The 22,251-nt window shown below is 70.0% G+C and carries 22 protein-coding genes; 14 read left to right on the forward strand and 8 right to left on the reverse strand.

All coding sequences use genetic code 11. The features are described from left to right. Positions 1-156 precede the first annotated feature (156 nt). Positions 157-804 carry a DUF4360 domain-containing protein gene (locus E5671_RS35640; protein WP_160507963.1) on the forward strand — a complete coding sequence of 216 codons (648 nt, stop codon included), beginning with the start codon at positions 157-159 and terminating at the stop codon, positions 802-804. 59 nt (positions 805-863) lie between these two features. Here the strand turns inward: E5671_RS35640 and E5671_RS35645 are convergent, their stop codons facing one another. Continuing rightward, positions 864-3,047: an alpha-N-acetylglucosaminidase gene (locus E5671_RS35645; protein WP_160507964.1), complete on the reverse strand. Its 2,184-nt coding sequence runs from the start codon at positions 3,045-3,047 to the stop codon at positions 864-866. A gap of 321 nt (positions 3,048-3,368) precedes the next feature. Here E5671_RS35645 and E5671_RS35650 point away from each other — a divergent pair, with 321 nt between their 5' ends. From E5671_RS35650 to E5671_RS35690, 9 genes are read left to right on the forward strand one after another with little or no spacing between them, the layout of a single operon-like run. After that, the gene (locus tag E5671_RS35650) at positions 3,369-3,803 is read left to right on the forward strand and encodes a cupin domain-containing protein (RefSeq protein WP_160507965.1); all 435 of its coding nucleotides are present in this window, start codon (positions 3,369-3,371) and stop codon (positions 3,801-3,803) included. Continuing rightward, entirely contained in the window at positions 3,800-4,864 is a 1,065-nt protein-coding gene (locus E5671_RS35655; RefSeq protein ID WP_160507966.1) for a methyltransferase domain-containing protein, read from the forward strand. The genes E5671_RS35650 and E5671_RS35655 overlap by 4 nt, the downstream gene beginning before the upstream one ends. Positions 4,865-4,872: 8 nt before the next feature. Beyond that, positions 4,873-6,171 carry a beta-ketoacyl-[acyl-carrier-protein] synthase family protein gene (locus E5671_RS47500; RefSeq protein WP_336605938.1) on the forward strand — a complete coding sequence of 433 codons (1,299 nt, stop codon included), beginning with the start codon at positions 4,873-4,875 and terminating at the stop codon, positions 6,169-6,171. After that, on the forward strand, positions 6,168-7,409 hold the full coding sequence (locus tag E5671_RS35665; RefSeq protein WP_160507967.1) for a beta-ketoacyl-[acyl-carrier-protein] synthase family protein: 1,242 nt from the start codon (positions 6,168-6,170) through the stop codon (positions 7,407-7,409). The genes E5671_RS47500 and E5671_RS35665 overlap by 4 nt, the downstream gene beginning before the upstream one ends. Beyond that, the gene (gene acpS, locus E5671_RS35670) at positions 7,388-7,816 is read left to right on the forward strand and encodes a holo-ACP synthase (RefSeq protein ID WP_160507968.1); all 429 of its coding nucleotides are present in this window, start codon (positions 7,388-7,390) and stop codon (positions 7,814-7,816) included. The genes E5671_RS35665 and acpS overlap by 22 nt, the downstream gene beginning before the upstream one ends. Positions 7,817-7,864: 48 nt before the next feature. Next, a complete protein-coding gene (locus E5671_RS35675; protein ID WP_160510619.1) occupies positions 7,865-8,119 on the forward strand; it encodes an acyl carrier protein in 255 nt (84 codons plus the stop codon). A gap of 4 nt (positions 8,120-8,123) precedes the next feature. Further along, positions 8,124-8,567 carry an SRPBCC family protein gene (locus E5671_RS35680; protein WP_160507969.1) on the forward strand — a complete coding sequence of 148 codons (444 nt, stop codon included), beginning with the start codon at positions 8,124-8,126 and terminating at the stop codon, positions 8,565-8,567. Positions 8,568-8,574: 7 nt separating this feature from the next. Further along, a complete protein-coding gene (locus E5671_RS35685) occupies positions 8,575-9,561 on the forward strand; it encodes a PfkB family carbohydrate kinase (protein WP_160507970.1) in 987 nt (328 codons plus the stop codon). Between the two features lie 50 nt (positions 9,562-9,611). Further along, positions 9,612-10,427 carry a cyclase family protein gene (locus E5671_RS35690; RefSeq protein ID WP_160507971.1) on the forward strand — a complete coding sequence of 272 codons (816 nt, stop codon included), beginning with the start codon at positions 9,612-9,614 and terminating at the stop codon, positions 10,425-10,427. Between the two features lie 82 nt (positions 10,428-10,509). On the opposite strand, the gene E5671_RS35695 is transcribed toward E5671_RS35690, so the two are convergent. Beyond that, positions 10,510-11,175 carry a response regulator transcription factor gene (locus E5671_RS35695; protein WP_160507972.1) on the reverse strand — a complete coding sequence of 222 codons (666 nt, stop codon included), beginning with the start codon at positions 11,173-11,175 and terminating at the stop codon, positions 10,510-10,512. A gap of 369 nt (positions 11,176-11,544) precedes the next feature. On the opposite strand from E5671_RS35695, the gene E5671_RS35700 reads away from it, so the two are divergent. Next, entirely contained in the window at positions 11,545-13,383 is a 1,839-nt protein-coding gene (locus tag E5671_RS35700; protein WP_160507973.1) for an alpha-L-fucosidase, read from the forward strand. Positions 13,384-13,614: 231 nt separating this feature from the next. Beyond that, positions 13,615-15,084: a glycine betaine/L-proline transporter ProP gene (proP, locus tag E5671_RS35705; RefSeq protein ID WP_160507974.1), complete on the forward strand. Its 1,470-nt coding sequence runs from the start codon at positions 13,615-13,617 to the stop codon at positions 15,082-15,084. A 14-nt stretch (positions 15,085-15,098) separates the two neighbouring features. Here proP and E5671_RS35710 read toward each other — a convergent pair whose 3' ends face one another. Beyond that, positions 15,099-15,662, reverse strand: a complete 564-nt coding sequence (locus E5671_RS35710; protein WP_160507975.1) for a helix-turn-helix transcriptional regulator — start codon at positions 15,660-15,662, stop codon at positions 15,099-15,101. 114 nt (positions 15,663-15,776) lie between these two features. Between E5671_RS35710 and E5671_RS35715 the strand changes: the two genes are divergently transcribed. Beyond that, on the forward strand, positions 15,777-17,111 hold the full coding sequence (locus E5671_RS35715) for an MATE family efflux transporter (RefSeq protein ID WP_202121392.1): 1,335 nt from the start codon (positions 15,777-15,779) through the stop codon (positions 17,109-17,111). On the opposite strand, the gene E5671_RS35720 is transcribed toward E5671_RS35715, so the two are convergent. Continuing rightward, entirely contained in the window at positions 17,086-18,018 is a 933-nt protein-coding gene (locus E5671_RS35720; protein ID WP_160507976.1) for a hypothetical protein, read from the reverse strand. The two genes, E5671_RS35715 and E5671_RS35720, sit on opposite strands and share 26 nt — an antisense overlap. Positions 18,019-18,132: 114 nt before the next feature. Then, on the reverse strand, positions 18,133-19,662 hold the full coding sequence (locus E5671_RS35725; RefSeq protein WP_160507977.1) for an MFS transporter: 1,530 nt from the start codon (positions 19,660-19,662) through the stop codon (positions 18,133-18,135). 75 nt (positions 19,663-19,737) lie between these two features. Between E5671_RS35725 and E5671_RS35730 the strand changes: the two genes are divergently transcribed. Further along, complete coding sequence (locus E5671_RS35730) at positions 19,738-20,133, forward strand: winged helix-turn-helix transcriptional regulator (protein WP_160507978.1); 396 nt, start codon at positions 19,738-19,740, stop codon at positions 20,131-20,133. A 21-nt stretch (positions 20,134-20,154) separates the two neighbouring features. Here the strand turns inward: E5671_RS35730 and E5671_RS35735 are convergent, their stop codons facing one another. From E5671_RS35735 to E5671_RS35745, 3 genes are all read right to left on the reverse strand, one after another. Then, positions 20,155-20,973 (reverse strand): SAM-dependent methyltransferase, encoded by an 819-nt coding sequence (locus tag E5671_RS35735; protein WP_160507979.1) that lies wholly within the window; start codon positions 20,971-20,973, stop codon positions 20,155-20,157. Positions 20,974-21,088: 115 nt separating this feature from the next. Continuing rightward, positions 21,089-21,511 carry a thioesterase family protein gene (locus E5671_RS35740; protein ID WP_160507980.1) on the reverse strand — a complete coding sequence of 141 codons (423 nt, stop codon included), beginning with the start codon at positions 21,509-21,511 and terminating at the stop codon, positions 21,089-21,091. A 42-nt stretch (positions 21,512-21,553) separates the two neighbouring features. Then, entirely contained in the window at positions 21,554-22,198 is a 645-nt protein-coding gene (locus tag E5671_RS35745; protein ID WP_160507981.1) for a hypothetical protein, read from the reverse strand. Positions 22,199-22,251: the final 53 nt, after the last annotated feature.

A 22,251-nucleotide genomic window follows, 5' to 3' on the forward strand; every position in this document is an offset into this window, starting at 1 on the left:
CGCGATGGGGCCCCGCGGGCCGAATGGCCGGAGATCGCTCTGGCCGCCTACCTCATTGGTCCGTACGATCCCCCTCGCTCACGCAATCCGCTCCACAGGCACCTCGCACCACAGGCACTTCTCCGACCCCCCTCCTCAGTAATGGAATGGAGAACCATGGCTGGTGCACTGCTGCTGAGCGGCGCCGTCGCGGCGCTGCTCGGCTCGACGCTCCCCGCACAGGACACGGCGGCCACCCTGGACCCGCCCCCGGACAAGATCGTGATCGAGGTCGCCACGGTGAACGGCTCGGGCTGCCCCCTGGGCACCGCGGCCGTCGCTGTCTCCGCGGACAACACGGCCTTCACGGTCACCTACAGCGATTACCTCGCCCAGGTGGGCGGCGGCGCGGACCCCACCGCGTTCCGCAAGAACTGCCAGCTCAACCTCGTCGTGCATGTCCCGCACGGCTTCACGTACGCGATCGCGAGTGCCGACTACCGCGGTTACGCATCGCTCCAGGCCGGCGCCAAGGCCACGGAGAAGGCGTCGTACTACTTCCAGGGCTCACCGAACACGGCCTCGATCAGCCATGAGTTCAAGGGTGCGTACAACGACAACTGGCAGGCCAGCGACACCACGGAGTGGGGTCAGCTCGTCTGGGCACCCTGCGGCGTGCAGCGGAACTTCAACATCAACACCGAACTGCGCATCGACGCGGGCACATCGGACCCCGCGAAGACCAGCTTCATGACGATGGACTCGACAGACGGGGACATCAGCACGATTTACCACATGGCGTGGAAGGAGTGCCCGAGGTCCTGACCGGGCTCGGCCGTGCCCCCGTTCTGCCTCGGGGGCACGGCCGTCGGACCGGTGGCGCCTCAGCGCCTGGCCGCCAGTCGGTCGCGTACCTGTAGGGCGATCTCGTACGTGTCGCCGGTCGGCCGGGTCGCGAGCGGCCCCGGATCACGAATCCAGCCGTCCTCGATCGCGAACCAGTCGATGGCCTTTGGTTTCCGGTCCTGGTCGAGTGCTGTCCGCAGCTCCTTGAAGTACGTTTCCCAGCGCAGCCGGTAGAGCCCGCCGACGAGGCCCGCCCACTCCCGGTTGGCGTAGTCGCGCAGCCCCGCGTCCGCGCCGGCCCGCGTGCCCCACACGGTGAGCAGCGACAGCTGGTCGTACGCGAGATGCTCCCGTTCCGTCGCGTCGGCGCCCCACGAGCGGGCGTCGGCGACCCAACGGCCCAGCAGATGGCGGGAGTCGGTGGCCACGAGCTTGTCGAGCAGGTCCATGAGGCCGAGCCAGGTCCGGGTCAGCCGGTCGAAGAGGGCGTCGTCCCGGTCGTCGTACGCCTCCTTGATCTGCGGCAGGAGTACGCGGCTGCGGTTGGAGAGTGCCTGGCGGGCCACGTCCAGGAGGTCGCGGCGGTAGGCGGATGATTGTCTCAACGAGCGCCTTACGGAGAGGAGTTCGGTGAGTGCCGGTTCGAAGTCCGCGGGCTCGTACCGCATCGCCTTCGGCGACCAGGCCGCCGCCGACTTCGCCGCCAGATCTGGGCGCGCGCCGAAGAGGCCGTCCGCGCCCTCGGACCACTGGTCCGCTCGGGTCGTGCCGTACGCGGTGCGGCGCAGGACGTCCCAGGCCTCGGCCGCGTGCGGGTCGGCGGCGCCGTAGCGGGACACGGACCAGTCGGCGAACCAGGCGGTGAGGTTCAAGTCCCCTGTCCGCCAGGCCAGTTCGGAGAAGAGCTCGAAAGCGGCGGGGTTGTTGTCGGCCGCCTCCGGCATCAGCGCGATGCCGCGCTGCTTGCTGCCTTCCTTGGTGCGCCACTTCTCGTAGAGCGCGGCCCAGTCCGGGGTGTTGGCGCCGAGGGTCGTGTGTCCGCCGAAGTTCCAGATCGAGCCGAAGGTGTAGGGGGTGTCGTTCCAGTCGGACTCGCGGTCGGTGATCTTCGGGAAGCGGTCGGAGAGGCCGTCGACCACGAGCATCTTCGACTTGTCGACGGCGTCGACGATGGCCTTGGGAGGGTTGCTCTGCCAGCCGAGGATCACCCATATGGCGCCGGGGTGTGCGGCCTTGAGGGCCTTCTCGACGGCCTTCGCCGCGTCAGGGACCGGGACGTCGCCCGACTTCCCGCCCTCGTGGAGGAGGTCCATCTTGTACATCGTCGACGCCCCGAACAGCTCGTCCTGGGAGCGGTAGAAGGCGGCGGCCACCCGCTCGAAGTGCTCGGTGCGCGGATCGAGCCAGTCGGGCCGCGCGAAGCCGACCCAGTCGCCCTGCGGCACGGTCTTCGCGCCGGGATTCTTCGCGGCGAAGCCGGGCGGGACCGTTCCGAAGTAGCCGGGGAGGACCGGGGTCATGCCGAGCTCGCGCAGTCGGTTCGTGATGCGGCCTCCCAACACGGCGCGTTCGTGCAGGAGTTGGCGCGAGACGGGATGCGGGAAGGAGGACATGTTCTGGAGCAGCCACCACGGCTGGTGGGCCGGGGACGGGATCCACTCGCGCATCTCCTTGTCGGAGTAGCCGAACTCCTGGAACACGCGGTGATAGAGGGCGTCGGCGCCGACGTACACGAGCACTTCGTTGTAGCCGTGCAGCGCGAGCACGTCGATCTCGCGCTCCCAGTACGACCAGTCGTGGTACGCCCCCGTGTAGCCGTCGTTCGTGTCGTTGAGGACGAAGCGGTGTGGGGCGTTGGCGCTTCCTGTCACCGGTTCGTCGAGCCCGGGGAGCCGATCGGGCAGGTCAAGCTGACTGCCCGCCCAGGTGATGTTCGCGTGGGCGGTGTGCTTCAAGTAGTGGCGCAGGCCGGTGAGGTGGACGGCAGGGTTCGGTCCGGCTATCTCTATCCGCCCGCGCCGCCCGGATATCCGGAAGGCGTCGGCGGGACCCGCGGTCGTGAACGTCAGCTGCTTCCAGTGTCCGGGCAGCAGCCGCCGGGCGGCCTTGACCGCGGGTGACTCGGAGGTCGGGGCGCCGTCGGCGGAGGAGCCGGAACAGGCGACGGCGGCGCCGGTCGTTCCGGCAAGGGCGGAGAGGAAGGTGCGGCGGGCCAGGGGCATGACGTAGGGATACCCTCCCGGTTCGGCGATGCTCGGGCAGACGCCCGAACAATGCTCGGCGCCTCACGATGAACCGCCCGTGAACCATGGTCAAGTGTGCGGCAGAGGGGCGGCGTCGAGCGCGTCCCGCATCCACCGGGACTTTGTCCCGGCCCGTGGGCCGACGTCCCCGGCGACTCCGGTTCCAAGTCCCGACGTCGGTGGCGGTCCCTGCCCATAGATGCGCTCCGTACCGCTGAATTACGTTCGATTGCGGCGCCGCACAAGCGCCCGCCCCAGTCGGGAAACCATTCGGGATTCTCATTCGGAGAAAGGCAGCACATGAAGCGCGTGCACAGGACCGCGGTCAAGGCCGAAATAGTCCGCGAACCCGGAGCGAAGGAGACCACTCACCGGAAACTCATCGACACACCGGACGGCGCCGACCGCTTCGTCCTCACCGAATTCGAGGTCTCGCCGAACGGCTCCACACCCCCGCATTACCACGAGTGGGAGCACGAGATCTATGTGCTCGAAGGCTCGATGGGGCTCGTCATGCCCGGGCTCGGCAAGACCGAGGAAGTCGGCCCCGGCGACGCCATCTTCATCCCCCGAAACGAACCCCACGGCTTCGTCACAGGACCGGACCAGACCTGCCGGTTCCTCGTCGTCGCGCCCTGCGAACGGCCCCCGGTACGGAACGTGTTCCTCTCCGAAGACCCGTACGAGTACACGCAGAACCCCCAGTACGTGAGCCTTCTGGAGGGCGGCAAGTGAGCGCCCCGACGGCCGCTGCCCACAGCCGCGCCCTCGCTCCGTACGAGGACGCCCCGGACCCCGGCCCGCTCCTCGCCCTGAACTTCGGCTTCGCCCGCGCCAGAGTCCTCGGCACGGCCCTGGACCTGGGCGTGTTCACCGGCCTCGCCCGGGGCCCGCGCGGCACGCCGGGCCTCGCCGCCGAGCTGGCCTGCGACCCCGCCGCGCTGCACGCCCTGCTCGCCGCCCTGGAGGAGCTCGGCCTGGTCGCGGGCGGTGCGGAGGAGAGCTGGACGCTCACCGACACGTCCCGCGCCCATCTGGTCGAGGGCGGCCGCGGCTACCTCGGCGACCACTTCGCCGACGTACTCGCGGAATGGGACCAGTGGAGCGGCCTCACCGAACTGGTGCGGTCCGGCCGCCACGGCGGCGGTGAGCTGGGCGCGCCCGAGAACCGCGGGCTCTACCCGGGGATGTTCGCCGGGATCTTCCCGGTGGGCGTGCGCACCGCCTTCCGCGTAGTGCGCGAGCTCGCCCCGCGGGCCGCGGGCCGCGTCCTGGACTTCGCCTCGGGCGCGGGGGAGTGGGGCATCGCCCTGGCCGCCGCCGACCCGGAGGCACGGGTGGTGGCCCACGACACCCCGGAGCTGCTCGGCGCCGCGCGCGAGCGGGCGGCGGAGTTCGGCGTGGCGGAGCGGTTCCGCTTCGTCCCCGCCGACTTCACCAGGGACTACGCCGGCGACTTCCCCAAGGCGCCCTTCCCTGAGGGGTGTTTCGACACCGTCGTGCTCGCACACCTCAGTCGCTTCGCAGGACCGGACGCCACCGAACGCCTCATCCAGGAGTGCGCACGGCTGCTGCGGCCCGGCGGCACCCTGCTGATCGTCGACGTCATGCGCCAGGAGCCGGGGCGGCCCGCCCTCCACCGCCCGATGATCGCGCTCAGCCTCCTGGTGAACACCGATGCGGGCGGGGTCCAGGAGGAATCCGCGTACCGCGCGGTCATGGAGAAATACGGGGTGACGGCAAAGGAGTCCGTCACCCCCGGTCTCATCACCGTCCTGACAGGAGAAAGGCGTTAGTGGTTCACGTGCCAGAAGCAGTGCGAGAAGTGGTGGTCACCGGGTTGGGCGTGGTCAGCCCGGCCGGAATCGGAACAGAAGCATTATGGGAAACAATCTCCGCGGGAAAGAGCGTCACCAAACCTCTTTCCGGCATTACGAGTTCGGCGCTCTTCGGAGACTTCGAATTCGCGTCGGACTCGATCGCAGAGGTCCCCGGATTCGAGGAGCAGATACCGGCTCTGCCGCCCGAGGTGCAACGCCTCGACCGGTACACACAGTTCGCCGTCGCGGCCGCGTACCAAGCCGTACGGGACGCCGGACTCGACCGGGGCAGCTACGACCCGGAGCGCGCCGGACTCTCGCTGTCCACGGCGGTCTGCGGCACCCCGAAGATGGAGGAGGAGTTCCTGCGGGTCACCGATCAGGGGCGGGGGCCCGTCGACCCGGAGAAGGCCGGGCGTGATCTCTACCTCGCGTCCATGTCGAACACCCCCGGCACGATCCTCTCGGCCCTGCTGGGCATGCAGGGCCCGTGCGTGACCCTGTCGACGGGGTGCATCGGCGGCGTCGACGCGATCGGCCACGCCTACGAGGCGATCCGCCACGGGGAGGCGGACGTGATGATCGCGGGGGCCACTGAGGCGCCCATCACCCCGGTGACGGTGGCGTCCTTCGAGATCATCAACTGCCTCTCGCGCGCCCACAGCGACCGCCCCGAGGCGGCGTCACGCCCGTACGACGCGGGCCGCGACGGCTTCGTGCTCGGCGAGGGCTGCGGCATCGTCGTACTGGAGTCGCGCGAGCACGCCGAGCGCCGGGGCGCCGCGCCCTACCTGACGGTCGACGGCTTCTCGCACACCTCGAACGCCGCGCACATGACCGACCTGCTCTCCGACGGCGAGGACCTGACCCGCGCCATGACACAGGCCGTCGCGGAGGCCGGCCTGCGTCCGCGGGACATCGACCACGTCAGCTCGCACGGCAGCTCGACCCCGCAGAACGACACCTGCGAGACCAGCGCCCTCAAGCTCGCCCTCGGCGAGCGCGCCCGGCAGATCCCGGTGAACTCGGCGAAGTCGATGGTCGGCCACGCGCTGGCCGCCGCGAGCGCCATGGAGATCGTGCTCTGCGCCCTCGCGGGCAAGCACTCCTTCGTCCACCCGACCGCCAACTACGAGAACCCCGACCCCACTTGTGACCTCGACTACGTCCCGGGCGAAGGCCGCCCATGGTACGGCGAGGCGATCCTCAAGGGCGCCAGCGGATTCGCGGGGCTGCACGCCGCGCTCGTCACGCGGGCCGTGCGGGAAGGGGCGCACCGATGAGCGTCGTCATCACCGGCATCGGCGCGGTCACGCCCGCGGGCACCGGCACCGATCCCCTCTGGGACAGCGCACGAGAAGGCGTCCCGCGGGTCGCCGCCATCGACCGCTTCGACGCCTCGGAGTACGCCACGTCGGCGGCGGGCCAGGCCGACTTCGACGCGGGCGCCGAACTGCCGTCCCGCTTCGTCAAGCGCACCGACCGCTTCACGCACCTGTCCGTGCACGCCGTGCGGCAGGCACTCGCGGACGCCCGCGTCACCGTGGGCGAAGAGGCATCCGCCGAGCGGACCGGCGTCATGGTCGGAAACATCCTGGGCGGCTGGGAGTTCGCCGAGCGCGAGCTGCGCCACCTGTGGACCGACGGGCCGCGCGCGGTCAGCCCCTATCAGGCGACCGCCTGGTTCCCCGCCGCGCCACAGGGCAACATCTGCATCGACCAGGGCATCAAGGGCCCGGCGCGTACGTTCGTCGCCGACCGGGCCAGTGGAGCGTACGCGCTGATCGGCGGGGCCGAGGCGCTCCTGCGCGACCGCGCGGACATCGTGATCGCGGGCGGCGTGGAGGCGCCCCTCTCGCCGTACGGCTGGCTCTGCATGGAGACCAGCGGGCTCGGCGCCAAGTCCCGCGGCTCGCTCGCCCCGCACGAGCTGTACCGGCCGTTCGACGCGGGCCACGGCGGCAGCGTCTTCGGCGAGGGGGCGGTGTTCCTGGTCATGGAGCGCCGCGAGCACGCAGAGCGGCGCGGGGCACGCATCCTGGGCGAACTGGCCGGCTGGGGCGTGAGCACCGACGGCTACATGCCGTACTACACGGTCGAGCCCACCGGGCAGATCCTGGGCCGCGCCATGCGGACAGCGACGGAACACGCCGGGATCTCCGGCGGCGACATCGGAGCGGTCTTCGCGCACGGCTCGGGCGTCCCGTTCGAGGACGTCACGGAGGGATACGCGCTGCACGAGGCGTTCGGCCCTTCTATCGCACGCCAACTCCCCGTCACCGCACCCAAGTCGGGCTTCGGCCACCTCCTGGGGGCCGCGGCGCCGGCCGACGTGGCGCTCGCCCTGCGGGCGATGCGCGACGGGGTGCTGCCGCCGACCGTGAACCTGGAACGCCCGGCTCCCGGCATCGACCTCGACCTGGTCGCGGGACAGGCGCGTCCGGCGGGCGACTGCGAGCACACGCTGGTGGTCTCGCGCGGCCTGGGGGGTGTCAACGCATGTCTGTTGCTGAGGCGTTGACCGCGTGGAGTGCCCTGCCCCGGTCGTCCGGAATCCGCGCGGTGGGCATCGACATCGTCGACATCGAACGCTTCCGCGCCATGGCCGAGCGGCGTGGGCAGCGGCTCGTGGAGCGGTTCTTCACGGTCAACGAACTGGCTCTGTGCGAGGGCACGTCGCCCCGCCACCGGGCCTCCTGCATGGCGGGCCGCATCGCCGCCAAGGAGGCCGTGCGCAAGGCACTCGGCGGCCACGGCGAAGGCCTGGGCTGGCGGGACGTCGAGATCGGCCGCGAGGCGTCGGGCGCACCCGTGCCCCGGCTGACGGGACGGGCCGGTGAGGCCTTCCGGCGTGCCGGCTACAGCGGGCTGCACGTGAGCATCTCGCACGAGGCGGGCGTGGCCGTGGCGATCGCGGTCGCCGACTGACCCTCGCACCTCAAAGGATTCAACCAGCGTAAGGAGTACGTGAGTTACATGGACATCCGCGAGAACGTGGTCACCGTCATGCGCGGTGCGGGCTTCGAGAGCGAGGAGCTGGCCGACGGGCAGCGCCTGGCCGAGGACCTCGACATCGACTCGACCGAGCTGGTCGAGATCGTCGTAGCCCTCGAACAGCACTTCGGCGTCAGCATCGACGCCGACGCCGAGGGCGGCTTCCGCACCTTCGGTGACCTCGTCGACTGTGTGGGGCGTCTGCTGTCGGCCGGCGCCGCCACGGTAGGGAGCTGAGACGATGCCCAGGATCGAGAACAGTGTCGTCATCGAGGCCGACGCCCTGAGCGTCTTCGAGACCACCAACGACATCGCCCGCTGGCCCGACCTCTTCGACGAGTACCACCACGCCAAGGTGGTCTCGCAGGAGCGGGACGGCCGCTGGACCGAGATCCTCTTCGAGCTGACCAACCCCGAGGGCTCGACCTGGAGTTCCTGGCGGCTCCTGGACCACCGCGAGCTCACGGCGGTCGCCGAGCGGCGCGACCCGCTCTTCCCGTTCCGCTACATGCACCTCAGGTGGAGCTACCAGCAGGTGCCCGAGGGAACCCTGATGACCTGGGTCCAGGACTTCGAGGTCGACGACGCCTTTGATGTCCCGCTGCCGACCGTCGTGGAGCGCATGCAGCTGCACACGCGGCAGAACCAGGCGGGCATCAAGCGGAAGATCGAGTCCGGGGTCTGAAGTCTCCGTGCCCATCGCCGTTACGGGGGTCATCGCGATGGACCACCTCATGACCTTCCCTGGCCGGTTCCCGGAGCCGTCAGGAGCGTCGGGCCGCCCGCACGTCGCGTCCTTGCCCTTCCTCGCCGAGCGGCTTGAAATACGCCGGGGCGGCACAGCCGCCAACGTCGCCTTCGGCCTCGGCCGCCTCGGCCTCGATCCGGTCCTGGTCGGCGCGGCCGGCTCGGACTTCGCCGACTACCAGGTGTGGCTCAAGCAGCACGGGGTCGACACCGAGTCCGTGCTCGTCGTGCCGGGCGAGCACACCGCGCGGTACGTGTGCACGACCGACCTGGAGGGGGTGCGGGTCAGCACCTTCCGGCCGGGAGCCATGGGGGCCTCGTCCACCCTCTCGCTGCGCTCCGTCGCGGAGCGCACGGGCGGTCTCGGTCTCGTGGTGGTCGAGCCGGGCGATCCGGCCGCGATGCTCCGGCACACCGAGGAGTGCCGTGGGCTGGGGCTGCCGTTCGTGGCCCATCCTTCGTGGCAGATCGGAGGGATGGGTCGCGCGGACCTCAAGTACCTGATCTCAGAGGCGAGTTGCCTCTTCACCGACGAGGGCGATTCGGTGCGGCTCCGCGAGGCCACCGGCTGGAGCGGGCCGCGGATCCTCGAACGGGTCGGGGCGTGGGTGACCACGCTCGGCGCCGCCGGGGTGCGGATCGAGCGCGCCGGCCATGAGCCGGCCCTCGTCCCCGCTCCCGGCTCGGTCACCGTGGCCGAGCCGAGCGGGGCGGGGGACGCGCTCCGGGCGGGCCTCGTCGCCGGGCTCGCCCAGGGCGCACCGTTCGAGGGGTCGGCCCAACTGGGCTGCGTACTCGCGTCGTTCGCCCTGGAGACGACCGGCACACAGGAGTACGCGATGGACGTACGCCGCCTGCTCGGCCGGGCCGGAGAGGCGTACGGCCATACGGCGGCGGCCGCGATCCGCCGCCTGCTCACCTACGCCGCGTGAGCGTGACCGACAGCGCCACCGACAGAGAACGAGAGAGGTGCATCCGACTTATGTACGTGGACCTGAGCATCCCCATCAGCCGCCGCGCACCCGGCGTGGAGTTCGAGCAGTGGCTCCACCGGGACGGCATCCGCCATCTGTCGCGCAGAATCAGGGCGTTACCGGGGGACAGCCGCACGGACCGGCGGCGCAACTACTGGCGCTGGCTGACCGGAGCCCGCAGGCTGCGCGTACGCGATCTGCCCGACGGCTGCTTCCTCTCGAACGAGTTCTACCGGATGTCCGTGCACCAGGGCACGCACGTGGACGCGCCCTTCCACTACGGCCCCGAGTGCGCGGGCAGGCCCGCCAAGAAGGTCCTCGACCTGCCGCTGGAGTGGTTCCGCGGGCCCGGTGTCGTCCTCGACGTACGGGAGTGCGGGGGGCGCGTCACGGCCCGTGACGTCAAGGAGGCGCTGCGCGCGGCCGGTTCGGAGGTGGGTCCGGGGACGGTGGTGCTCTTCCGCACCGACTCGGATCTGCGCCTGGGTACTCCCGCCTATTACACGGAGTCCACCGCCGTCACTCCCGAGGCCGTCGACCATCTGCTGGATCTCGGCGTGAAGGTGCTCGGCACGGACTGCTGGAGTTTCGACGGCCCCGCCCGCGCGATGGTGGAGTCCTTCTACGGGACCGGAGATCCCGCGGCCCTCTGGCCCACGCATATCCATGGCCGGAAACGCGAATTCATCCAGATTGAGGGATTGGCCAGATTGCGAGACCTACCGCCGGGCGGTGCGTTCACCTTCATGGCCTTCCCTGTCGCGCTGGCCGATGCGGGCGCGGCATGGTGCAGGGCGGTGGCCGATGTAGTACAGGAACCGTAATGAACGGGCCAATTGCGCGGGCAATTGAGGCGTGTTCCGCAGCGATGTCAGAGCGATGTGAGGGAGGTGCCCGCCCTGTGCGTCACGGGTCCGTCGCGAGTCCTCCTTGGCGGCCTAAAGAGCGTTTCGCGTACAGGACGGTCTGGACGCGATTGGGGGTGCCCAATTTGGCGTAGATACGGCTCAGATAGTTGCGCACGGTCTTCGGGCGAATGCCCAGAGCCGTGGCGATGCAGTCGGTCTCGTGGTCGTCGGCGACCAGGGACAGGATCTGCCGCTCGCGCTCGGTCAGCGTCGACAGGGCCGTGTCGTCGCCGCGGTGGCGGCCCGACATGAGCTGCAGGATCGGGCCCGCGGTGGCCGCGGTGAACGCGGCGCCGTCGCGGTGCACCGCGAGGAGCGTCCCGCGCAGTTCGTTCGCGTCGATGCTGCGGGAGAGATAGGCGTTGGCCCCGGCCACGAAGGCCTCGCGCATATAGACGGGCTGCTGGTTGGAGGAGAGGATGACGATGCGTACGTGGCCGGACTCGCGGCGAATGGCCCGGATCGCGTCCACACCGCCTGTTCCGGGCACGCCGAGTCCCATCACGACGATCTGCGGGCGGCGCCCGCGTAAGTGCTCAAGGGCGGTGGCGGCGTCATGGGCGATGGACACCACGGAGAATTCCGTAAACCCGTCGAGAAGCTTGCGGAATCCTTCGAGGACGAGTTGTTCGCTGTCGACAAGCAGGATCTTTATCGATGACATGAGGGCCCCCGTTGGCTGATTTCAATCGTCGACGATTTATCTGCCTGATCCGATGCTACACCACTCTCACAAAGGCTCTTCCGGTGAATAGTCAATAGCGGATGGGGTGTTGTGCGGCGGGTTTATCGGAGTCACAGATTCCTATCGCAGGCCGACCCGGGCCGACCGGAATTCGCTTGAAAGCTTTATGGAGCGGGGGGCGAGGGTGGCTCGGGGGTGCCCCGGGGGGTGCCCCCGGGGCCAGTCATCGGAGCGATGTCACGTGATCACGCCAACATCCGCCCCATCGGTGTCAGTTGGGCGCATTGACATCCGATGTATTCAACCCTACGTTCCCGAGCGACCCGTCAACCTCAGGGAGCCGCCCCCATGCGCACACAGCTGAGCCGCACCCGGCGAAGAGTCGCCGGGATCGCCCTGCTCCTCGCCTCGGCCCTCGCCGCGACAGCCGTCCCCACGGCGGTCGCCGCGCCGACGGAACCCCCGGCCGCCGCCGGCCCCGGAACCGACCACGCCACCGACGACCCCTTCACCGCCGACCGCACCAGCTGGTTCCGGCAGGACCGCTTCGGCATGTTCATCCACTTCGGCGCGTACTCCAACCTGGAGGGCGAGTACAAGAAGGCCGACGGCTCCCTCTGCCGTGACGCCGAGTGGATCCAGCGCCAGTGCGACATCCCGAAGGCCGAGTACGAGAAGCAGGCCGCGGCGTTCAACCCCGCCGACTTCGACGCCAAGGCCGTGGTCAAGGCGGCCAAGGACGCCGGAATGCGCTACATCGTCATCACATCGAAGCACCACGAGGGCTACGCGATGTGGCCCACGAAGGTCAACGACTGGAACCTGCGCGACCACTCGTCCTTCGACAAGAACCGCGACATCCTCGCCGAGCTGAAGAAGGCATCCGACGACGCGGGCATCAAGCTCGGCTTCTACTACTCGATCTGGGACTGGCACGACCCGGACTTCCCCGACCCGGCCACCTTCCCCAAGTACGAGAAGCGAATGCGCGCCCAGCTCAAGGAGCTGGTCGACACCTACGACCCCGCCCTGCTCTGGTTCGACGGCGAATGGGACACGGACAAGCCCAACAACCCCTGGACGGCGAAGGACGGCGAGAAGCTGGAGGCCTACCTCCGCGACCTCGACCCGGACCTCATCATCAACAACCGCGTCGGCAAGCGCCGCGTGGTCGACGGCGACTACGGCACCCCCGAGCAGGAGATCCCCGGCGCCCCGGTCGACGGCCAGCTCTGGGAATCCTGCATGACCCTCAACGGCCACTGGGGCTTCGCGCGCTACGACACCAACTGGAAGTCGTCGTCCACCCTGGTCAGGAACCTCCTCTCCACGACGTCCCGCAGCGGCAACTACCTCCTGAACGTCGGCCCCGACGCCCGCGGCCGCGTCCCGCAGCCCTCCGTCGACCGCCTGAAGCAGATGGGCGACTGGCTGCGTACGTCCGGCCAGGGCAACGCGGTGTTCGGCGCCCGCTTCGGCGGACTCGTCGAGGAGCCGTCCTGGGGTTCGGTCAGCCGCAAGGGCGACAAGCTGTACGCGGCGGTCACCCAGTGGCCGGCGTCCGGTACCGCCCTGCACCTGAAGGCGCGTACGGACTTCGACGTCACGTCGGCGCGGGTGCTCGGCAGCGACCAGAAGGTGACCGTCACCAAGTCCGGCGACGGCATCGACCTGAAGCCGTCCGGCGCCGCGACCAACGACACCGCCACGGTCATCGAGCTGAGGGTGGACCCGGGGCCGACAGCACGGCCCGGCAAGGGCAAGGGCCTGAAGCAGGAGATCTTCGACAACGCGGACCTGAGCGGCACCCCGAAGATCACCCGCACCGACCGCTCCGTCAACCACGCCTGGAAGTACGAGGGTTCACCGGCGGCGAGCATCCCCTCCGACAAGTTCAGCGTCCGCTGGACAGGGAAGCTGGAGCCGCGCCGCTCGGAGACGTACACGCTGACGACCGTCTCTGACGACATGGCGCGCGTGTGGGTCGACGGCAAGCTCGTCATCGACTCGTGGACACCGCACGAGCCGAAGATCGACAAGGGCCAGGTCGCCCTCACCGCCGGGAAGCGGCACACGATCAAGGTCGAGTACGCGGAACAGACCGGCGAGGCCCACATGAAGCTGCTCTGGTCCAGCCCCGGACAGGAGCAGCAGATCGTGCCCGCGACACAGCTGTACGCGCGCTGACGCACGGGCGCTGAGCGGCCCACGGGTCCTCGGCTGAGTGACGGGCCCCAAGTCCTGGGAAGTCAGGACTTGGGGCCCCTGCTGTGAGGACCAATGGCGGGCACTTTCCGGTCCTCGGAATTGACAGTGTTGACCGACGCCCGGCTGGGCAGACGACCGTTCGTCGATCTTTGACTTCCCAGGTCAGACGGTCGATGACAGATCATTGCCGACCAAGAAGGTGACTGCCCCGTGAGCGCCCCCGAAGCCCCCGAAACACCAGCACCCGCTCCGGAGGCCATAGCCAGGCACCGTGCGCTCTTCCGCGCGATCCACCGCCGGAAGAACCCGCGCCTGCGTCAGTCGGACATCACCGTCACCGAAGAGGCCCAGGTCAAGAGGGCGGTCAAGGCGACCGCCCTGGGCAACGCCATGGAGTGGTACGACTTCGGCGTCTACGCCTACCTCGCGGTGATCATCGGCAAGGAGTTCTTCCCCTCAGGCAACGACACCGCGCAGACCCTCTCCTCCCTGGCCACTTTCGCCGCCGCGTTCCTCGTACGCCCCATCGGCGGCATGTTCTTCGGGCCGCTCGGCGACCGCGTGGGCCGCAAGAAGATCCTCGCGCTGACCATGATCATGATGTCGACGGCGACCCTGGCGATCGGTCTGATCCCCAGCTACGCCACCATCGGCGTCTGGGCCCCGGTCCTCCTCGTCCTCTGCCGCATGGTGCAGGGCTTCTCCACGGGCGGTGAGTACGGCGGCGCCGCGACCTTCATCGCCGAGTACGCGCCCGACAAGCGCCGCGGATTCTGGGGCTCCTTCCTGGAGTTCGGCACCCTCATCGGCTACACCGTCGCGGCGGTGCTCGTCACCACCCTGACGATGTGGCTCAGCGACGACGCCATGCAGTCCTGGGGCTGGCGCATCCCGTTCCTGGTGGCGGCGCCGCTCGGCCTCATCGGTCTCTACCTGCGGCTGAAGCTCGACGAGTCGCCCGCCTTCCAGAAGATGGCGGAGGCGGAGAGCGGGCCGGCCGCCGAGCGCCAGAAGAAGTCCTTCAAGGAATCCTTCTTCGGCCAGTGGCGGGCGATGCTGCTCTGCATCGCGCTGGTCGCCGCGTTCAACGTCACCGACTACATGCTGCTTTCGTACATGCCGACCTACCTGACACAGCTCGGCTTCGGCGAGACCGGCGGCCTGATGTCCATCGTGCTCGTCATGCTGATCCTGATGGCGCTCATCAACTCCGTCGGCCGCCTCTCCGACCGCATCGGCCGCAAGCCGGTCCTGATGGCGGGCTCGGTGGGCTTCTTCGTCCTGGCCCTGCCGGCCTTCCTCCTCATCAAGCAGGGCGGGACGGTGGCGGTCTTCACCGGCCTGCTCATCCTCGGCCTCGCCCTGGTCTGCTACCTGGGCGTCATGTCCTCGTCGCTCCCGGCCCTGTTCCCGACGGACGTGCGCTACGGCTCCCTCTCCATCGGCTTCAACATCTCGGTCTCGCTCTTCGGCGGTACGACCCCGCTGGTCGTCGCCGCTCTGATCGGCGCGACCGGCAACGACTTGATGCCTGCCTTCTACACGATGCTCGCGGGTCTGGTCGGCATCATCGCGGTGGCCGCGATGAAGGAGACGGCCCGCAAGCCCCTGGAGGGCTCCCCGCCGTCGGTCGCGACGGACGAGGAGGCCCGGGAGCTGGTGGCCGCGCAGCGGCCCTGAGCTCCACCGAACCGTCAGCCGCGCCCGGCCTCCAGGGCGGATGCCTCCCGGGCGGATGCCTCCAGGGCTTCGATGGCCTCGGTAAGCCACTTCTTCTCCTCCGTGCCGGTGGCGCGGGCGATCCGGAGCATGCCCTGGCGGAAGAGGTCGGGTGCCTCCTCCGCCGTCACCGGTTTCCCGTCGCGGTAGAAGAAGCTCGCGGGTGTGTCCAGGAAGGCCTTGCGGCGGCGGAGCACGGCGGCCTGCTCTGCCGGGTCGGGGAGGTGGCGCAGGAACGCGAGCAGGGTGAAGAAGCGCTGCCCGTCGGTGATTTCGGCGTCCTTGGGGTCCCGGAGCCGGGCGCGCAGTTCGCCGTGCCCGGCCTCCGTGAGGGAGAGGATCCGGCGGGGCGCGGCGCTCTTGCCCGGCTCGGTGCGCTGCTCGACGAGGCCCGCCTTCACCAGGCGGGTGATCGCCGGATAGAGCGCGCCGTCGCTCACCGGGCGGATGTGGCCGCTGAGGCCCTGGATGCGGGTCTTGAGGTCGTAGCCGTGGAGGGGTTCCTCGTGGAGGAAGCCCAGGATCGACAGCTCCAGCACGTGAGTTGAGCCCCTTCTCTTGTCCGGCCCTTGTCCGGCTCCTTGTCCGGCCGTGCGGTTGATGCTATCTCTTTCCGCTGTACCTCGAATCGAGGTACAGCGGAAAGAGGGGGAATGGTGGGTTCGAAGGAACATCGCCGACGGCTGGTGTCGCTCGCGTACCCGGTCTACTTCGAGCTGCTCGCCGGTGTCACGGCCGGGATCATCAACATGCTCTGGGTGGCCCGGCTCGGCGGTGCCGCGGTCGCCGCGGTGGCCGTCGCCACGAACGTCGAGAACCTGCTGCTCGGCGTCATCCTCATGGCAGGGTCCGGTACGACGGTCCTGGTCGCGCGGGCCAGAGGAGCGGGGGACCAGGCGGCTGTACGGTCCGCGGTGCGCGGCGGCTGGGCCCTGTGGGCGCTGATCACGCCCGTCGTTGCCGTCGGCGGCTACTTGTGCCGGGAGCCGCTGGCCCGGCTGGTCCTCGGCGGAGGTGAGGGGGACGCGCTCGCCCTCACGACCGGCTACTTCGCGATCGCGCTGCCGGGCATGGCCGTGTACTTCGCCACGAACGTCGTCGACGGAATCCTCAAGGGCGCGGGAGACACCCGCACTCCCATGCGCCTCGCCCTGCTGGCCAACGGCCTGATCCTCGTCCTGGACCCGCTGTTCATCCTCGGGCTCGGGCTCGGCGTGCGCGGTGCGGCGATCGCCACGGTCATCGGCCGGGCGGTCGCGTTGCTCTGGGGTCTCGCGGCGCTGCGGCGGAACGACGTGCTGCGGGCAGCGCCCGTCCAGGGGTGCGGGGTGGAGCGACTGGCCGCCGACGCCCGCAGGACGGTGGCGACGGGGCTTCCGATGTCCGCGGACTTCGTTCTCCGGATGACGGGCGCGCTCGCGCTGGTCGCGGTCGTCGCCAGGATCGGCGTGGGCGAGGTCGCCGCGTACGGCATCGCGACCAAGGCGATGTATCTGGCGACGATGGCCTTCTACTCCGTGCGCCAGGCCGCGGCCATCCACACCGCCCACCTGCTGGGCACGGGACGTGACGAGCGGCGGGCCGTCGGGCGCCAAGTGCTGTTCGTCGCGGGGGTGTTGGGCCTTACGGCAGCGCTGCTGCTGCTCGTCGCCGGTCCGTGGATCATGCGGGGCTTCGGCGCCGAGGGCGAGGTGGCCGCCGCCGGGGTGCTCTATCTGCGGTGCCTGGGGCCTTACTTGGTGCTGCTCGCCTGCTTCATCGCGCTGGGCGGCGTGTTCGAGGGCGGCGGCGGCAGTCCGGCCCTCGCCCGCATCACGGCAGTCGGTGTGGCGGTACAACTGGCCCTCGCCTACGCCCTGTTGGACCAGGGGCTGCCGGGCGTCTGCCTGGCCATGGCGGTGTCCATGGCCCTGCAGTGCGCGGCACTCGGCCGTCTCTGCCGGCGGGCAGAAGGCGCCGAGGTCAGTCGCAGAGCCGGCGCGTGGTGAGGGAGCCTCCCGCGTTCTCGTCGTCCGTGCCGAGGGCCGCGAGGCCGGAGCCGGGGAGACAGCGCAGCGCCTCGATCTTGTGGCCCTCGAACGTCTCCAGGAGCTCGGGCGACCTGTCGACGGAAAGACGCACCTTCCCCGTGGAGGTGACCGTCAGCTTGCCCGCGTCGCTCACCGCGGAGTCGAACGGCCCGTCGTCACCGGCGTCCGAAGCCGAACTGACAAGGATGCGGCCCGACTTGGTCACCTCGATGTCCGAAGCGTGGCGTACGTTCCCCTTCGGGTACGGCGCGCGGAGGGTCGCCTTCTTCACCGCGCCGAACTTCGACTCACCGTAGGAATTGACCGAGAACGCTGCCGCGTACAGCGTCGCGGGACGGTCCGCGCCCGCGCCGCGGTCCGCCCAGAGCGCCGCCGTCTTCCCGTTCCGTGAGGTCAGCGTGAAGCTCTCGAAGTCGTCGCCCGCGCCGATCGCGGGCAGCGGCGCGATGTCCAGGACGCGTACGGCCTCCCCGGCGTCGGCCAGCTTGAGGTGGTAGGCGAGTCCGCGGCTTGCCACGGCCACGTACTCGTCGGACGTCCCCGGCACCGCGTCGACCGCCTCCAGGTCGACGGGCTCGGCACCGCTCAGCCACGTCATCGCGGAGACCTCTGCGGGCCGGCCGGGCCGGTGGGTCACTTCGGCGATGCGGTTCTCGCCGGGCCGCTTGTTGTCGCGTACGACGAGGGCGCGGAGATCGTCACCCGAACGGGAGGTGACGGTGAGCCCGCTGATGCCTGACTTCACGTCGTCCCCGACCTGCTGCCACCGGCCGGTCTCGGGCTGCGCCGTGGACAGGCCGGTGCTGAGCGCCAGAGCAATTCCCGCGCCCAGTACGGTCATTGCGGTCAGGACGGTCTTACGCATGGTCAGGGACCTCTCGCTCGGTGTGCGACGCGCGTAGATTCACGGCTGGCCGGACCGTAATGGCCCGGCCGGTCGTGAGGCAAGAGGAGTACCCGGATCGGTCTAACAGCTGGTTCACACGGTCGTGGGCTCGCGGCGCTCCGGCTTCCGCTCCCGCTCGGTCGCGGCGGCAGTGGCGTCGGCAGCGGCAGTGTCATCGGAGGCGGCCGCCCCGCGCTCCGGGCGAAGCAGCGTCGCCGCCAGGGCGAGGCCCGCGGCCGCGATGCCCGTGGCCACCCAGAAGGCGAGGCGGTAACCGTCGGCCGTGGCCGCCACGGTCCGCCCGCCGCCCGCGAGCAGGCTCTCCGTGCGGCTCGCGGCGAGGGTGGTCAGCACGGCCAGGCCCAGTGAACCGCCCACCACCTGCGTGGTGTTGAAGAGCCCGGAGGCAAGGCCCGCGTCCTCCTCGCGCGCCCCTGACATCGCGAGCCCCGTCACGGCGGGCATCGCCGCCGCGAACCCGGCGCCGAGCAGCAGCATCGCTGGGAGTACGTCGACGACGTACGAACCGTCGGCGGGCAGGCGGCCGAGGAGGGCGAGACCGGCCGTGATGAGGACCAGGCCCGCGAGCAGCGAACGGTAGGGGCCGAAGCGGCCGATCACCCTGGCGGACAGACCCACCATCAGGACGCCGATGGCGATCGGCGCGGGCAGGAACGCGAAGCCGGTCTTCAACTCGCCGTAGCCGAGTACCCGTTGGAAGTAGAGCGCGCCGATGTACTGGAAGCCGAACATGCCCGCGATCATCATGATCTGCACGGCGTTGGCGCCGGTCAGGACGCGGGAGCGGAAGACGCGCAGGCGCAGCAGGGGCCGGGCCGTGCGGGCCTGGCGCACGGCGAAGGCGGCGTACAGGGCGAGGGAGAGGGCGGCGAGCGCGAGCGTGGCGGGCGTGCCGTGCTCGGCGGATCCGACGATGGTGTAGACGGTGAGCATCAGCGCGCCGGTGACGAGCGCCGCGCCCGGATAGTCGGCGCCCCCGGCGAGGCCCGTGCCGCGGTCGTTCGCGAGGACGCGTACCGCCGCGACGAGCGCGACGGCCCCGATCGGCAGGTTGATCAGGAAGATCCAGTGCCAGTTGAGGGCCTCGGTGAGCGCGCCGCCGAGGAACGTGCCGAGCGCGCCGCCCGCCGCGCCGACCGCGCTGAACACCGCGATGGCCCTTGCCTGTTCGCGCGGTTCGGGGAAGAGCGCCACCAGCATGCCGAGTACGACCGCCGATGTCATCGCCCCGCCGACGCCCTGCACGGCGCGTGCCGCGATGAGCAGGCCCTGGTCGGTGGCGACCCCGCACAGCACGGACGCCGCGGTGAACACGGCGAGGCCCGAGACGAACATCCGCTTGCGGCCGATGAGATCACCGAGCCGTCCGGCGAGAAGGAGCAGGCCGCCGAAGGCGATGAGGTAGGCGTTCACGACCCAGGCGAGGCCAGGCGCCGAGAAGCCGAGGTCGCTCTGGATGGCGGGCATCGCGACGGTCACGATGTTGCCGTCGATGATCGTCATCAGGAGACCCGAGGAGAGCACGGCGAGCGACGCCCGGCGGGAGCGTAGTGGGGTGGATGGGACCTGAGCCCTGGCCTCGGACACGATGAAAACCTCCATGAACTGCATAGGTGCACGACTTGTAACGGGACTCATCGTGGGTGACCATGGAGGCCGGGAGAAGGAGGCACTTCAATGTCCCGAAGGAACACCGGTGTTACCTCGCAGGTGGTGAACGCGCAGGCATGCCCCGTGCGGGAAGTTCTTGACAGGGTGGTGGGTAAATGGAGCGTGCCGATCCTGGTCGCGGCGGCCCACGGCCCCATCCGCTTCACGGAGCTGGAGCGCAGCATCGACGGCATCAGCCGCCGCATGCTGACCCTGACCCTGCGGAATCTGGAGCGCGACGGCCTGCTCACGCGCACGGTGCATCCGACGGTACCGCCGAAGGTGGAGTACGAACTGACCCCGGTCGCCCAGGAGTTGCACGGCACGCTGCTGTCCCTGACGGGGTGGGCGGAGCGGCACCGGGTGACGATCGCGCAGTCGCGTGCGGACTATGACGAGCGGCGGGGGCTGGTGGACGCGTAGCCCCCACCGCTCCGGAGAGACCTATGGCTTGCGGGCCACCGCGCCGTACGCGTCGACCGGCGTCGTGTCCGCGGAGCCGGAGTCCGGGCGCCATCGGGTGACCTGACAGACCCCGGGATCCACCAGCTCCAGGCCGTCGAAGAAGCCGCCGATCTCCTCGACGCCGCGGACGTAGTAGGGGATCGCGCCGCTCTTGTTGTACGCGTTCGACGCCGCGATCATGCCGTCGCTGGTGGCGGTGCTGTCGCTGATCACCAGATAGCTGCCGGACGCCAGGCCCGCCATCAGCCGGGACACCAGCTCGTGCGCCTGCTCGTAATCCGCCACGTGGCCAAGGGTGTTGAGAATCATCAGGGCGACCGGACGGGAGAGGTCCAGGGTCGCGCTCGCGGCCTCCAGGATGGCCTCGGGGGCGTAGAGATCGGCGTCGATGTACGCGGTCTCGCCCTCGGGCGTGCTGGTGAGCAGCGCGCGGGCGTGGGCCAGGACGAGCGGGTCGTTGTCCACGTACACGATCCGGGAGTCCGGGGCGACGCGCTGGGCGACCTCGTGCGTGTTGTCGGCGGTCGGCAGGCCCGTGCCGATGTCGAGGAACTGGCGGATGCCCTGCTCCGTCGCCAGATGCCGGACCGCGCGGCCCAGGAAGTGCCGGCTCAGGCGTGCCACGTCGACCAGGCCGGGGTGGATCTGCTTGATGTGGTCGCCGAGTTCGCGGTCCTTCTCGTAGTTGTCCTTGCCGCCCACGAAGTAGTTCCAGAAGCGCGCGGAGTGCGGCGTGCTGGTGTCGATGCGCGCGCGTATGTCCGCGGCGGCTTCGGCTTGGGGGTCGCGGTCCGGCACGGGGGCCTCCTGGGGGTGAGCGGGCCTGCTTACTGCTTGAAAGAACGATCACCGGCCAATCTAGTTCCCGCCACCCCGGACCGGCGCCCCCAACTCCCGTGCTGCCGAAGGCCGGTCAGAGGCCGATCACAGCCGGGTCGTCCGCCAGCGCCCTGAAGTACTCGCGGGGGTCGGCCACCATCTGCCGTTCGTTCAGGTCCAGGAGGCCGCCGATGGAGTGCAGTTCGGCGGCCTTCGTGCCGTCCGCCTTGAGGATCGTCTGCTCGATGCGGAACGTCTTGCGCTCGCCCCACACGAAGACGCAGCTCACCTCCACCTCGTCGCCCGCGCGCAGCTCGCTGAAGTAGCGGATGGTGTTCTCCAGGGCGACCGGGCCCACCCCCTTGGCGAGCAGATCGGCCTGCTCGATTCCGGCCGCGCGCAGCACCGACCAGCGGGCGTGCTCGGCGTATTGGAGATAGACGGCCTGGTTCAGATGGCCCTGCGAGTCCGTCTCGTACCCACGGACGCTGATGCTCACGGAAAACGGCTCCGCCACGACATTCCCTTCAACGGTTCAACACGGTCACTTCAAGATTGTCTAGCTTCTCCGGGGCGAGGCGAGGAGATAGCGCACCCCATGAGGCCGCTCGGCGTGCTCACTGACCTGCCAGCCCGCGGCCTCCAGCGCCGTCGCGCACGCCCGCAGCCCGTCCGCCGCCGCCTCGCGGACGGCGACGGCCTCGGGCTGCGGGGTCTCGTCCACTCGGTATCCGTCGGGTCCGGGCGGGCAGCCCGCCGCCTCCAGGGCCAGTGCGGCGGCCTGCACCAGATGCTTCCGCTCCCAGGCGCAGGGACGGTCCCGCGCGCCGTCCGGATTGGTCATGCGGCGCATCTCCAGGAGGCCCTCCCAGGCGCTGCGCACGTCACGTGCGCGGGCCTCCGGTCTCTCCGCGCCCGGCGGTGGTGTCGGCTCGGCGCCGGTGCGGGCGGCGAAGAGGCCGGAGGCGGCGGGGGTGTCCGGAGGAGGGCCGGGGGCATCGGCGGCTGGAGGACTCTCCTTCCCCTCCCGTATGCGATGGCCCGTGGGCGTCAGGAAATAGGCGTGCGGCGGACGGGGGTGCCGGAAAGCGAGGCGGTGGCGCACCAGTCCCGCCAGCTGTGCCTCGCTCCCGGTGAGACGGCCGGTCGCCGGGTCCGCGGCCTCGATGATCCGCCGCTGAGCGGCCGTCGGAGGCTTCGTCATGAGCCCACCTCTTTCCCAGGTCCTTCTGCCTGGTTCCGATAGTGCCTTGCCCC

Origin of the sequence: Streptomyces sp. BA2, from assembly GCF_009769735.1 — a bacterium.
Lineage (GTDB): Bacteria > Actinomycetota > Actinomycetes > Streptomycetales > Streptomycetaceae > Streptomyces.